The 12,697-nt window shown below is 46.5% G+C and carries 11 protein-coding genes; 3 read left to right on the top strand and 8 right to left on the bottom strand.

Annotated features, from left to right (window positions below):
• Nucleotides 1-217: 217 nt before the first annotated feature.
• On the bottom strand, nt 218-1,105 hold the full coding sequence (locus LZD49_RS32895; RefSeq protein ID WP_234672563.1) for an IS3 family transposase: 888 nt from the start codon (nt 1,103-1,105) through the stop codon (nt 218-220).
• Nucleotides 1,106-1,204: 99 nt separating this feature from the next.
• A complete protein-coding gene (locus LZD49_RS32890; protein WP_234672562.1) occupies nt 1,205-1,438 on the bottom strand; it encodes a transposase in 234 nt (77 codons plus the stop codon).
• Between the two features lie 762 nt (nt 1,439-2,200).
• Between LZD49_RS32890 and LZD49_RS32885 the strand changes: the two genes are divergently transcribed.
• Complete coding sequence (locus LZD49_RS32885) at nt 2,201-2,737, top strand: trans-aconitate 2-methyltransferase (RefSeq protein WP_234672560.1); 537 nt, start codon at nt 2,201-2,203, stop codon at nt 2,735-2,737.
• 40 nt (nt 2,738-2,777) lie between these two features.
• Here the strand turns inward: LZD49_RS32885 and LZD49_RS32880 are convergent, their stop codons facing one another.
• The 6 genes from LZD49_RS32880 to LZD49_RS32855 all read right to left on the bottom strand — a co-directional run bounded on the left by LZD49_RS32880 (nt 2,778) and on the right by LZD49_RS32855 (nt 8,462).
• Complete coding sequence (locus LZD49_RS32880; RefSeq protein WP_234672558.1) at nt 2,778-3,674, bottom strand: AraC family transcriptional regulator; 897 nt, start codon at nt 3,672-3,674, stop codon at nt 2,778-2,780.
• 9 nt (nt 3,675-3,683) lie between these two features.
• Entirely contained in the window at nt 3,684-4,724 is a 1,041-nt protein-coding gene (locus tag LZD49_RS32875) for an NAD(P)-dependent alcohol dehydrogenase (protein ID WP_234672557.1), read from the bottom strand.
• A gap of 108 nt (nt 4,725-4,832) precedes the next feature.
• A complete protein-coding gene (locus tag LZD49_RS32870) occupies nt 4,833-5,693 on the bottom strand; it encodes an NAD(P)-dependent oxidoreductase (protein ID WP_234672555.1) in 861 nt (286 codons plus the stop codon).
• A gap of 85 nt (nt 5,694-5,778) precedes the next feature.
• Nucleotides 5,779-6,642: an AraC family transcriptional regulator gene (locus LZD49_RS32865; RefSeq protein WP_234672553.1), complete on the bottom strand. Its 864-nt coding sequence runs from the start codon at nt 6,640-6,642 to the stop codon at nt 5,779-5,781.
• A gap of 64 nt (nt 6,643-6,706) precedes the next feature.
• Nucleotides 6,707-7,630, bottom strand: coding sequence for an AraC family transcriptional regulator (locus LZD49_RS32860; RefSeq protein ID WP_310590522.1), 924 nt, complete (start codon nt 7,628-7,630; stop codon nt 6,707-6,709).
• Nucleotides 7,631-7,688: 58 nt separating this feature from the next.
• A complete protein-coding gene (locus LZD49_RS32855) occupies nt 7,689-8,462 on the bottom strand; it encodes an SDR family NAD(P)-dependent oxidoreductase (RefSeq protein ID WP_234672551.1) in 774 nt (257 codons plus the stop codon).
• A 1,005-nt stretch (nt 8,463-9,467) separates the two neighbouring features.
• Between LZD49_RS32855 and LZD49_RS32850 the strand changes: the two genes are divergently transcribed.
• Complete coding sequence (locus LZD49_RS32850) at nt 9,468-9,800, top strand: PadR family transcriptional regulator (protein ID WP_234672549.1); 333 nt, start codon at nt 9,468-9,470, stop codon at nt 9,798-9,800.
• 6 nt (nt 9,801-9,806) lie between these two features.
• The gene (locus LZD49_RS32845) at nt 9,807-12,503 is read left to right on the top strand and encodes an ABC transporter permease (RefSeq protein WP_234672547.1); all 2,697 of its coding nucleotides are present in this window, start codon (nt 9,807-9,809) and stop codon (nt 12,501-12,503) included.
• Nucleotides 12,504-12,697 lie beyond the last annotated feature (194 nt).

Raw genomic sequence — 12,697 nt, 5'->3', positions numbered from 1 at the left:
GATGGCAAAGCTGGCAATGAAAAGCAAAACGTAGTTTTGTCCTACATTTTGCCGACTTCTAGATGTAGCGGAACTGTAGAGCCACTACAAATTAAACAGGCGAATTAGTCTCGCTTTGGGCAATTTTTGCGAAAGTCTGGTTTTGGCCCGGCGAACGCTCCCCGGATCGATATTGAGCATGGCTGCTATCTCTTTGTTGGAAAGGTGTCTTGACCCCTTATAAATTGGACACTTCTTCTAAAATGGTTGTGTCACAAACCGTGGCTTGATCCCACCTTTGTTGGGGTGTCACGAAACCGATTGAACGATGCAAGCGACTTTCATTGTAATGTTTGATGAAACGCTGAATTGTATCTTTGGCCTCGTAATAGCTCGCAAATTGGTTACGCTCAATCACTTCTCGTTCTAAAATACTGTGAAAAGCCTCGATGTAAGAGTTCTCCTCTGGCGTTGCAACATGCGTGAATTGTTGCTTTACATCCGAATTTTTCAAGAAATTTCGAACTTTGTGGGCGATGAATTGGCTGCCGTTATCATTTCGTAATATTACACCTTGCAACTGATAAAAATGGTTAACCCGGCGAAGCAAGTTTATTAAATCAAGCTGCCGAATGCTGCCTTGGAACATCCAATCAATAATTTTACGGGTATAAACGTCCAAAATACACAGCAAATAGTAATTGCGACGTTCACCGTGGACCCAAACATATTTAATATCCCAACACAAGTATTCTAGTGGCTTACTGGCCTCAATACGACGAAATTGAACAAATTCACGCTTTCCACTGGGTCGAATCATTTTGTTCAATAAAAGGCCATTGGCAAGCATAAGCCGGTACACCTTCTTCTTATTGATCAGATACTCTTTTTTCAATTCGTGCGTAGCATACTCATATCCAAACGCGTTAAATTCAGTATCAATAAGCTTTCTAATGTGAATTACGACATCTTCGTTAGATACCAAAGATCCATCTAGCTTCATCGTTACCTGACTGGCTTTTGCTCCTGGTTTTCCATTTCGAGCTTTGTAATAAGATACGCTACGGGGTAACTCTAACCACTTACACAGTTGCTTTCGCGTTGTAAATTGCTGATATCGAGTCATGACGGCTATCTTTTCCTGGGTCCGATAGGAGTTTTTTTTAGCAACTCGCTTTTTACCTCTAACTCCAGGGGTTGCTTGGCAACAATGCGTTTAAGTCGTTCATTTTCTTCCGCTCCGGCGGCCCGGTTCTAGTGCGCGTACCTGCGGATCGACTTTTGAATAAGAATCCCGAAGTCCATCCTTGCCACTCGCCAAATATTTTTCTTTCCACCTTCTCAAAAGAGAGGGTGACAAGCTATACTTCCTACTGACCTCCGAAGGCCCGCTCCGAATAGATTCCTGTACGATCGAGTACCGGTCTTCTGCACTGAATGTTCGCCGTTGTTTACTCATAATTCCTAAATTAAATGGACTAAACTGTTTTTACAATTTTGTCCAACCATTTAGGGGGCTAAGACACTCGCTTTACCTAGCGGACATGAACTGCCATGGTCATGACTAAAGCTCAGTAATGCACTTTTAGTTTTTGTCACAAAACGAGGTCAACATTTGCGGAATGTAGCCACCCCTAAAAGTCAAAACGGCCAGGAACAGATCCTAAAAAACACCTCCATCACTAGCAATTCCGGCTCATCATTTATAGCTTTAAAGGAAGAAATCGGTCAAAATACTACAAAATCGATCATTTCAACTGGTAACCTATCCGGTAACCTGGAAATTGACGTTTGAAATGTTGCTGTTTTTGAGACAGTTAGGCGATAAAAATGATTCCAGCGGGACAACTGGTAGCGCTTCAGAGAGCGCTTTTTTCATTCATAATAGTCGCTATTGTGATTTCGTAAAAAGATTTACGTGTAATTTCGATTCAATTCAGGTCAAAAATATCTGGTAACCTTTTCGGTAACCTACCTTACGTGAACTAGTTTGGTTAGCGTTTCGCAAAGGGAAACCAATACTGTTTCTGAGCGGTATAGATCAACATTTATTTCCGGCCTCCATTGCGCACTATATGGTGGGCGACCTGCATTTAGCTTAATCGCGCGGCTGGTCATGCTCCCCGTGGTCATTGTCTCTTATATTTGTTATGGTCGGCTCAGGCAGCATAGCCTGATCACGGCTTGATTCTCAACCAAAGCAATTAATTATCTAGAAACCATGACAAATCAAGAGGCCATAGAACTAATCGATGGCGGTGCCAATGGCGAGCATGCGCAGTACTGGTTAGATTTGGGTTGTGGGACGGGGACTTTCACCGAAGCCTTGGCGACGATGCTGCCAGCGCACAGCAAGATTACCGGCGTGGACAAAAACAACCGACAGCTTCCGCCGCAAATGGGCAACCAGGTTTCGATCAAGTTCATCGAGGCCGATTTTGAAACAGAGGCGCTGGAGGTGGCGGGATTAGACGGGATCCTGATGGCGAACTCCCTTCATTTCATCAGGGATAAAGAATCCTTAATCCGGCGCCTGGAAAAACATTTTAGTAAAGGTAGAAAGTTTTTGATTGTCGAGTATGACACAACAGCATCCAATCCCTGGGTGCCATATCCCATTGACTTCAAAGGTTTAAAAAGCATTTTCGGCCGTGTCGGGAATTATTCGATATCAAAACTTGGGCAGCGCAGGTCGTTGTATGGTTCCGCGATGCTCTATGGTGCGCTAGTTACGTCCCCGGTCCAATCAATAATCTGATCCCAAACCGCGTCCCGCAAATAGATCAAGGCTTCACGGTCTAATTCAAGCTTTCACGGTATTGTATCGGAGACATGTTCGTCTTGTTCTTAAATAGCTTATGAAAGGATTGCGGATACTCAAAGCCCATCTGATAGGCAATTTCGTTAACCTGTAAGTTCGTCGTCGCCAGTAGCTGCTTCGCCTTGTCAATCACCCGGGTTTGGATATGCTGCTGGGCGGTTTGTCCTGAAACGGTCCGTAACATATCGCTGAGATAATCGGCGGACACGTTCAACTCCCTGGCGACCTGTTGTACAGTTGGTAGGCCTTTCTGCGATTCCAGAAACCCGTTTAGCACACCTTCCAATCGGATCAGGATCTCGTCGTTAGCCACTTTTCGTGTGATAAACTGACGGGCGTAGAACCTGCTGCTATACTGAAGCAAAAGCTCAATGTGGGTGATCATCACTTCGTGGCTGAAATGATCGATGCTGCTTTGGTATTCCGCCTCTATGCTGGCAAACAGGTCCTTGATCTTTGCCTCTTCCTGTTCTGACAAATGAAGGGCTTCGTGGAGCTCATAGGAGAAAAAGCCAAAATTCCGGATTTTGGTAGCCAGCGAAGTGCCTGCAATGAAATCCTGGTGAAACATCAGCGTCATGCCACCCGGCGGCTTCGATCCCGGGTCCAGTTTCATCAGCAACTGGTACGGCGAAATAAAGGCCATCATACCTTCATCGAAGTCATAGTGCCGGTGCCCGTACTTCAACCTGCCGTCATAATCCGTTTTGATGGATATGCAGTAAAAATTGAGGGTAAAATGCTGCAGATCGACCAGGCTGGCGTAATCAGCATGTTCATGCCGGAATACGCTGATCAGCGGATGTTTTGGCTTAGGCAATCCGAGCAGCCGGTGCTGCTCGGATATGGAATTGATGAGGTATGGCTTATTCACTGATTGAAGTTACAGGGTTTTCATATCAATGACAAAACGGTAGCGGACATCACCTTTCTGCATGCGGTCGTAGGCTGTGTGAATATCCTTGATATCAATCAGCTCAATGTCGGAGACGATGTTATGTTCGGCGCAAAAATCCAGCATCTGCTGTGTTTCGGGCAGCCCTCCGGCGCCAGACCCGGCGATGACCTTATTACCCGTTGCCAGCGAAAAGGAGCTCACCTCCCAGGGCTTGGCCGGCATCCCGACATTGACGTAAACACCGTTGCTTTTTAAAACCGCCAGATAAGGATTTACATCACTGTTGCCCGAAACGGTATCGAGCACAAAGTCAAATGTTTTGAAGGCTCGTTTCATCTCCGTTTCCTCCCTGGAAATGATAAAATGATCAGCACCGAGCCGCATGGCCGCTTCCTTTTTGCCGGGAGAAGTGCTCAATACCGTTACTTCTGCGCCCAAGGCTTTCCCAAATTTAACGCCCATGTGGCCCAGTCCACCTAAACCGACCACAGCCAGTTTATGCCCTTTACCTACATTCCATCTTTTTAGCGGTGAATAGGTAGTTATCCCCGCGCAAAGCAATGGGGCCACTCCGGCCAGGTCGAGCTTTTCAGAAATGCGATGCACGAAGTCTTCATGGACGACGATGGTATTGGAATATCCGCCGTAAACAGGCTGGCCGTCGTGGCCCAGATTATTGTAGGTTTGGACCGGGGCCACGCTACAAAACTGCTCTTGCCCGTTTTTACAGTCAGGGCACTCCCTGCAGGAATCAACCATCACGCCCACGCCACCCAGGTCACCGATGCTGTACTTTCTGGCATGAGTACCGAGCGTACTGATACGCCCCACGATCTCATGCCCTGGAACCATCGGGAAAATTCCTTCAAACCATTCGTTACGGGTCAGGTGAATGTCGGTATGACAAACTCCGCAGTATAGAATTTCGATCTGTACATCGTGCGCGCCGAGCTCGCGTCTTTCAAATTGCCAGGGCGCTAGTGGGCTCTCTGCCGTTTGCGCCGCATATCCTTTTGCTGTTATCATAATATCATTTTATGATGCAAACTTAGGAAGCGGCTTGCGGCCGCAATTATCCAAATCCGGGTAAAAGGTATCCGAATTTTCCAATGCTGCTAAGCACACGGTCTATGGTTACAAAATATCAAGATCGCGGGCCACATAGTAGCTTGGCACCAATGGCCGGAAGCCGGTTTTTCTTCGAAGTTTGGAAATATCCTGAACGCCCTGGAAAGGGTCTTTAAGCGGCCCTTCTATTTCATCAAAGGTATCTGCTGCTTTTCCGACAGAATCAGCCAGTTCGTACAAAGTAACTGGTGCATCGTCGGCTACGTTGAAGATTTCTCCATCCAATCCCTCGGTGGTGAGCAGCAGGATCAGTGCCTGCGCGACATCCAGGTGATGTACCATGTGCATGCGTGAACCAGAATGCATGTTCAGCTTTTTAATATATGGGATAATTTCGGCAATGTGCGGGTCCTTGTCACCGTAAACAAAGCCAAGACGCAAGATACGGACGTCAAATCCCTGGTTTTGCTGCATCCCGATCAATTCCCTTTCTGCGGCGATCTTGCTGGAAGAATAGGAGCGCGGATCGTTAACATCCACCTGTTCGTCTTCTTTTGCAGGGCGGTGGTAACCTGAACCGTACACATTAGAGGTGCTTGTAAAAACAAATCGTTTGACTCCGGCCTCGTGTGCTGCCTGCGCTAATGCGATACTTCCCTCGCGGTTGGTTTTGATGATACCTTCATTATCTGTAAAGGTCCGGAAGAGCGCGGCAAGGTGGATCACGGCATCCATGCCACCAACCGCCGCTGGCAAGGTGGCTGGTTCAAACAGGTCGCCGGTTATGGGTGTCGCACCGAGTTCAATCAGACCGCCAGCTTTTGCAATGTCCCTGACCAATATCGATACATCATAGCCTTTGGCTATCAAGCGTGGCACTAAACGGCTTCCTACTTTTCCTGTTGCTCCTGTTACTAAAATTTTCATTGTTGAATGATTTAATAATGATACGGCAAAATTAGGCCGCAGCTGGGCGGACAGCCAATCAATATCAAACCAATAACTATGATTTTCAAACCTTGCGGAAGGTGTTCGGTGTGCTACCAGTCAGGCGTTTAAAATAGTTATTAAAATACGCAGGGTATTCAAACCCAAGCGCGTAAGCGATCTCGGCCACGCTCCAATCACTGTGTTGCAACAGTGCTTTTGCTTCGGCAATAATCCGTGCAGATATATGCGCCGAAGTGGTTTTGCCCGTCGTTTCCCTGACAGACCGGTTCAAATAATTGACATGTACATTTAAATGTCTGGCATATTCCTGCGGACTGCGTAGACGGAGCGGTTGGTCGCTGCGCTCTATCGGGAACTGCTTTTCGAGCAGGTCAATGAAAAGGTGTGCAAGACGGCTTTCGCCATTTTTGAAGGTAGAGACATGCTGCGCGGGCTGTATTAGAAGGGCCTCGTGGATGAAGAGTGCTATGTAGTTTTTGATCAGATCACCTTTGTAAAGATAGTCGCCGTCGTAAACAGCCAGCATTTTCTCGAAAAGGCCAGTCATAAATGCGGCTTGTTCTGCATTCAACGTCACAATTGGATTTTCGCCGACCCTGAAAAGCGGAGAGTCCTGTAATTCCCGGCCATGAAGGAAGGTTTCAGTAAAGATACAGGCGTAGCCACTGGTAGGGTTGATACGACGAACGAGCGCGTGCGGCACTTGCGGGTTAACGAAAAAGAGTGCGGTCCCTTTGATGTCCAGGAGCTGACCACCATAATTAATGGTCATCTCGCCGTTGACCAAACCCATTTTGTAAAAGTCGCGCCGCCCAGCTTTAACTGGGAGTTCTGTTGATTCCGGAAGGGCGTGAACTTTAAAGCCTTTGAGTCGAAGGTCCACCTCATTCAGTCCGGGTATTCGAGTCGTTTCTTCATTTAGCATGGGGCAAAGTTAATAAAATCAATCCTTTCCCATTCTTAAATTGATTTGCCCTAAACGAATGTTTTTACGTAAACGAAGCCCTAAACTCCATCGGAGATTGATTGGTTTTGTTTTTAAATAGCTTGCTGAAACTTTGCGAATGTTCAAATCCGAGCTCATAGGCAATTTCGGACATGCTTAGCTGCGTCGTCGTCAGCCGCTCTTTGGCTTTTTCGATTAATTTTTCATGGATGTACTGCTGTGCATTCTGCCCGATCAGCGAACGGAGCATATCACTTAGATAACCTGGCGAAAGGTTCAGTTTTTCGGAAAGAAATTGTACGGTAGGAACCCCGTCGTGCAGGGATTGCTGGCTGTTCAAATAATGATCGAGTATGGCTTCTGTTTTCGACAGGATATCATCGTTGACCACTTTGCGGGTAATGAACTGCCGCTTGTAGTAGCGGTTGACATAGCTTAGCAGCAATTCGATATGGGCGATCATGAGCTCCTGACTGAATTCATCCACACGGCTGTTGAGTTCATGTTCCATGTTCCTGTAAATCGAAAGGATATTTTCCTTTTCTGTCTCGGATAAATGCAGTGCTTCATTCGCTGAATATGCGAAATAGCCGTATTGCCTGATCTTACTCGCCAAAGGATAGCCCCGTAAATAATCGGGATGTATGAGCAGGATGTAACAATAGGTTCTGCTATTGTAATCCGTGCTTCCTACTAATTGGTTAGGCGCCAGGAACAGCATGCTGCCTTCATCGTAATCATAGTAATCCCTTCCATACTTTAGCCTTCCGTTGTTATCGGTGATGAAGGTGATCTTGTAGAAGCTAAGCACGTCGTAGATCGGCGCCATGCTTGTATTGAAGGGATTGCGCTCGTTGAAATGCACAAGGCTGATCAAAGGATGCTGGGGTTTGGGCAAGCCAAAAGCCTCATGCGTTTCCGATATCGTTATGAACCGTATCAATTTGTCTTCCTTAGTTTTCATCATATAAATGTATCAAAACCCCGTGACTGTTTCCAGCCACAGGATTTTGACCCTGTTACTATTACCACGGAACAATGTTGTCTGATCCGGCATATTGAGCGGGTCCGGTAAAACTTCCTGTCGGCAGGTCTTCTGACAAGGCCACCCTTATGGGTTCCATAGACCCTTCCTCCACCGAATCGGTCCCCTGAAAATTATTCAGAGCCGTTGCCGTAAAACCAGGACTTACCAGGTGTACTTTGATATTGGTATTCGCTAAATCGATGGCCAGCGAAAGGAAAACACCATTAAGCGCAGTTTTGGATGCCCCATAGACGGCATCGAATGCTGAGCGGTATGGATTAGCTGGATTGGCATTCAAAGTAAGAGAACCCAATGCGCTCGACACTGTCACAATCCGCGCTTTCTCAGCCTTCCTTAATAGAGGTAAAAAGGCTTGTGTCACAGCAAGTGTACCAAACACATTCGTTTCCCAGACCTTTTTCATTTCTTCGATAGGCGCGATACTGGCGCGCTGAGCTCCAAGGACCTCTTCCATAGTGCGTCCAGGTTTCCCCGCATTCGAGACGGCCGCGTTATTAACCAGCAGCGTCAGGTATCCGGCTTCGTTTTGAATTTTCTTTACTGCTGCATCGATGGATTGGGAATCGGTAATATCCAATTGAATGGCTTTTGACTGTTTTCCAATCTCGGTAGCAGCAACCTCCCCTTTGTCCGGGTTTCTGGCACCAACGTAAACGGTATAGCCTTCATCAGCAAGTGATTTAGCGATCTGGTATCCCACGCCTGTATTTGCTCCTGTAACCAGTGCCACTTTCTTTGTTTCTGTCTGCATATTATTTTTAATTTTTACACAGCAAATTTCTGCGATCGTGACAAGGCGCTTGTAGCCGAAACCGGAAATGTTGTAGCCGAATTGAGGGTGCATTGCGTACTGATCTGCTAAGCTTTTTTGGATGTTATATCATTTTCCTCGAGCCTACAAATAAAGGTGAATCGCATCATAGCCCTAACTTCTAACGCTCTTATCTATGGATGAAAATTCGCCTGATATAACCAGTGCTAATCGCGGTGCCCATCTCAATCAGGTTGGAGACGAAATCGGGCGAAAAGCCCATTGCGCAGGAGTACCTCTGTGACCTTCTCCACCGTCAGCGGAAGATTCCGCTACCACATCGCCTCGGCAACTCATGGTGTTAAGGACGAAACGATTAAATTATCATAAGCCTGTTATACAACAAAATATTATTTGGTGGAAAAGTGTTTAGAATCTTACATTCCTCGAAAACAATAGACTTCACTAAGGTTTAAGTTAAAGAGAAAGTGCATAAAACGCCATGGGTTCTGCGTGGCAAAGTGGCCGAGTAAATATCAGCTGTATTCAAATCTCAGCGCCATCTTGCAAAATGTTAGCAAGATTCAGCCATTAGAGTGCTGTTGGTAGGCTTACAATAATTTTTTGCCAAAAGTTAATTTAATTAAGTGCCTTTAAAGCCTCCCTAAAAGGAGCGACGGCACTTTACGTATAATCTGTTAATCGAACCCATTCTACTGATATTTTCGTACATATATCAATGTAAAATTTTGGGCTTCGTCTGCACGTTTTGACTGCTGTACTTTTGGCGGCGGCCACTGCCGTTCAATCTTTTAATTTAACCCTATGGAGCAAGTCCAAACGAACTCTCCCCTTCTCACTATCGTAACCCTATTATGACACTTGTTGATAAATGATCGGTTTGAAAAACCTGGGTCCATCACACCCCAGAAAATAATTATTACTACAAAATAGTATTTATGCAAAATCTTCGCCATTATTACTGCATAATAGTATTATTCAGTTATGAAACGTTTTCAGCTCGGTGAATTCGAGGAGATCGTCCTTCTTACGGTAGGCGTGCTACACGGCAATGCATACGGAGTAACGATCAAGGATGAGATCGAACAACGCCTTAACCGGGAAGTAACCGTCGGATCCTTGCAGGTTACATTACGAAGATTGGAATCCAAAGGCTTCCTGAAGTCAACGCCTGGGGATTCAAACGAAAGCCGGCGTGGACGACCAAAGCTTTTCTTCGAAGTCACAGCTTACGGAAAAAAAGCCCTGGATTATTGTAAAGAATCGCGCGACGAGCTTTGGAATGCGCTGCCCCAACTGGTGCTCAATCTTAAATAAAAGGCCATGAAAAGCGCTGAGCCACCCCGTTTCATCTTGCGTTTCCTTGAATGGTTTTGCAAGCCGGAATATCATGCCGACATCGAAGGAGACCTGCTTGAAATCTACGATAGAAGGGCAGCAGACCAGGGGAGAACCCGGGCAAATTTACTCTTGTGCAAAGACGTTCTGTTCCTTTTCAGGCCAGGCATTATCCGATCGGCAAACATTCACCAACCTATTCCCTCCAACGGTATGATCAAGAATTACTTTATGATGGGGTGGAGAAACCTCTGGAAAAACAAGCTTTACTCGACGCTGAATGTACTAGGCCTTACATTCGGCATGGTTTGTTTCCTGTTGATCGGTCTATATGTGTATGATGAACTCAACTTCGATAGTCAACATAGTAAGGCGGAAAGCATTTATCGTGTAATTACCCATGAAAAAAGTCCCAACAATGAAGCTACAACAGTCGCCGCAGCAGGGTATATGGTGGCCGAAGAATGCAAGCAAACTTTTCCGAATGTAGAGCAGGCCACACGCATGCAACGCATTGGGCGTGCTAACCTTGTTGATCCCGAGAATCCCGTCAATGTACAGGAGGCTATCACTGTCGCGGATGAATATTTGCTTCAGGTGTTTGATTTTCCGCTTCTTGAGGGCGATCAACGTACTGCGTTAAAAGAGCCAAATTCCATTGTTATTACCGAAGACCTCGCTATGCGAATTTTCGGCAGGACTGATGTAATCAATAAGAATTTGCAGTTCAGCCACATGGATAATCCAGTAAAGATCACGGCGATCCTGAAAAATCACCCACAGAATTCCAGTTTTACTTTTACTAGTGTGTTGTCGGAGTCGACGCGGTATTCCAATAAAGAATTTATGCGTGAAGCCCGGAGTGACTGGGCTTCACAGAACTACACCGTCTATGCATTGTTAAAGCCCGATGCGAATGCTGATTCTGTTTCCAATGAAATCACTCGCCTGGTTCATGCCAATGCATCGCTCGAACCAGGCACAAAGCTTTCGTACAGTCTCCAGCCGTTGAAGGACGTCCATTTGAAATCTGACGGAATTATTGATGGCGCAAGAAATTCAAATGTTGAGCCCGTTCCGCAGGGAAATCCTATATACGTAACATTGTTCTCATTTACGGCCATTCTTGTCTTACTGATTGCTGGAATAAATTACTCGAATTTGACCACAGCCCGGGCCTCAAGCCGACTTAAGGAAATCGGTGTCCGAAAAGTGGTCGGCGCGGTGCGTAGCAATCTGATCGGGCAGTTTCTGGTCGAATCCTTCATTACAATGGTGATCGCTTTCGGTGTTGCTGTGCTCATCGTCGCGGTGTTGCTGCCATCATTCAATGAATTTGTCAATAAGAAGTTTTCGCTTTTCTCCTCCGTGGGCTTAGGTTTCTGGGCTGCCGCGGCAGGCCTGATCATTGCAATGGGTTTACTTTCTGGCGGCTACGTTGCCCTGTTGCTTTCCTATTTCAAACCGGTTTCATTACTTAAAGGCCAGGTGCTCAGAAGTGGTAGTGATTTCTCCGTGCGCAAAGCATTGGTCGTCCTGCAGTTCACAATTTCGACGGTAATGATCATTGGAACGATTGTGCTCTTCAGGCAGGTACGTTTTTTAAACGAGAGTAACCTGGGCTTCAACAAAGACCTGATGGTGGTCATCGACGTGAATGTGGTCAAGGCCCGCTCCAACTTTGACTGGGTGAAGAAGGAGATGTCGAAGATTGCCGCAGTAGAGCAAGTTTCTGTAACATCGCATGTGCCTGGGGATTGGAAAACCTTAGTGAGGGTCAAACTCAAAAAGCAGGGCGGTGGCCATCAGCTGCACACAGCCTATGTGATTGGTGCGGATAAGGATTTTCTGGCCACCTATGGGATCAAGCTGCTCAAAGGCAGGAACTTCCCTAATGAGAATGACACCTCCGCCATCCTGATCAACGAAGCGGCCGCAAGAATTTTGGGCATCACCCATGGTTCCAATGAAGCTGTTGAGATTCCGCAAAGTGCCCGCGGTTCCTCTTTTGCTCCGGTTTATGACGATATCAACGCTTCGTTCAAACCGCGTGTGGTAGGCATCGTCAAGGATTTCCATTTTCAATCACTACGGGCGAAGATAGAGCCGTTAATCATTGCCTACCATGACAACCCGATTTATCCTATTGATTATTACTCAGTAAAGATCCAACCGCAGAACATTCAGGCTACCCTCGGAAAGCTTAAAGCCGTAATGGTAGCAAACGAAGAACGCGAGCCTTTCGAATACCACTTCCTCGACGAGCAGCTCGCCCGGTTCTATATGGAAGATCAGCGCAGCCAAACGATTCTCGGTTGGGTCGCCCTGGCCAGTGTGGTCATTGCGTGCCTGGGCCTCTTCGGACTTGCTACTTACTCAGCACAACAACGGTTAAAGGAAATCGGTGTAAGAAAGGTCTTGGGTGCCAATCTGTTAAGCATTATGGCCTTGCTCTCCAAAGATTTTGTGAAATTGGTTTTGATCGCCTGCTGCTTTGGATTTCCTGTTGCGTGGTTTGGCGCTAATCGTTGGCTTCAGGAGTATGCATATCACATCGACGTGGAGTGGTGGATCTTTGCACTGGCCGGCGTAATCACAACTGGTATTGCCCTGCTCACAGTGAGTTACCAGGCCATCAAGGCCGCATTGATGACCCCGGTGAAGACTCTCAAGTTGGAGTAAAAGGACAGGGTTGTCAGGAGCCCCTCAATCAACTGCCCCTTCTCTGATAAGCGCTTCACTCCTATCTTCTCTGTGCTCAGTGCCAATCGCATGTACAAAACTGAGTCATATTGCCTCTTTAACTGCCTAATGCTCTAATTGTTTTCGATTGCCTCGAATGGCAGTGATTTTTGGAAACACAGCGAATTATACAC

The organism is Dyadobacter sp. CY261, assembly GCF_021440085.1.
Classification (GTDB): domain Bacteria; phylum Bacteroidota; class Bacteroidia; order Cytophagales; family Spirosomataceae; genus Dyadobacter.
The sequence above is the reverse complement of the archived record's forward strand: the minus strand, read 5'-3'. Positions and strand labels throughout refer to the sequence as shown.

Coding starts and splice junctions, on each gene's coding strand:
- LZD49_RS32855 (WP_234672551.1), bottom strand. CDS start 8,462: ATGCAGACAGAAACAAAGAAAGTGGCACTGGTTACAGGAGCAAATACA.
- LZD49_RS32865 (WP_234672553.1), bottom strand. CDS start 6,642: ATGCTAAATGAAGAAACGACTCGAATACCCGGACTGAATGAGGTGGAC.
- LZD49_RS32870 (WP_234672555.1), bottom strand. CDS start 5,693: ATGAAAATTTTAGTAACAGGAGCAACAGGAAAAGTAGGAAGCCGTTTA.
- LZD49_RS32885 (WP_234672560.1), top strand. CDS start 2,201: ATGACAAATCAAGAGGCCATAGAACTAATCGATGGCGGTGCCAATGGC.
- LZD49_RS32860 (WP_310590522.1), bottom strand. CDS start 7,630: ATGATGAAAACTAAGGAAGACAAATTGATACGGTTCATAACGATATCG.
- LZD49_RS32845 (WP_234672547.1), top strand. CDS start 9,807: ATGAAAAGCGCTGAGCCACCCCGTTTCATCTTGCGTTTCCTTGAATGG.
- LZD49_RS32850 (WP_234672549.1), top strand. CDS start 9,468: ATGAAACGTTTTCAGCTCGGTGAATTCGAGGAGATCGTCCTTCTTACG.
- LZD49_RS32895 (WP_234672563.1), bottom strand. CDS start 1,105: ATGACTCGATATCAGCAATTTACAACGCGAAAGCAACTGTGTAAGTGG.
- LZD49_RS32875 (WP_234672557.1), bottom strand. CDS start 4,724: ATGATAACAGCAAAAGGATATGCGGCGCAAACGGCAGAGAGCCCACTA.
- LZD49_RS32890 (WP_234672562.1), bottom strand. CDS start 1,438: ATGAGTAAACAACGGCGAACATTCAGTGCAGAAGACCGGTACTCGATC.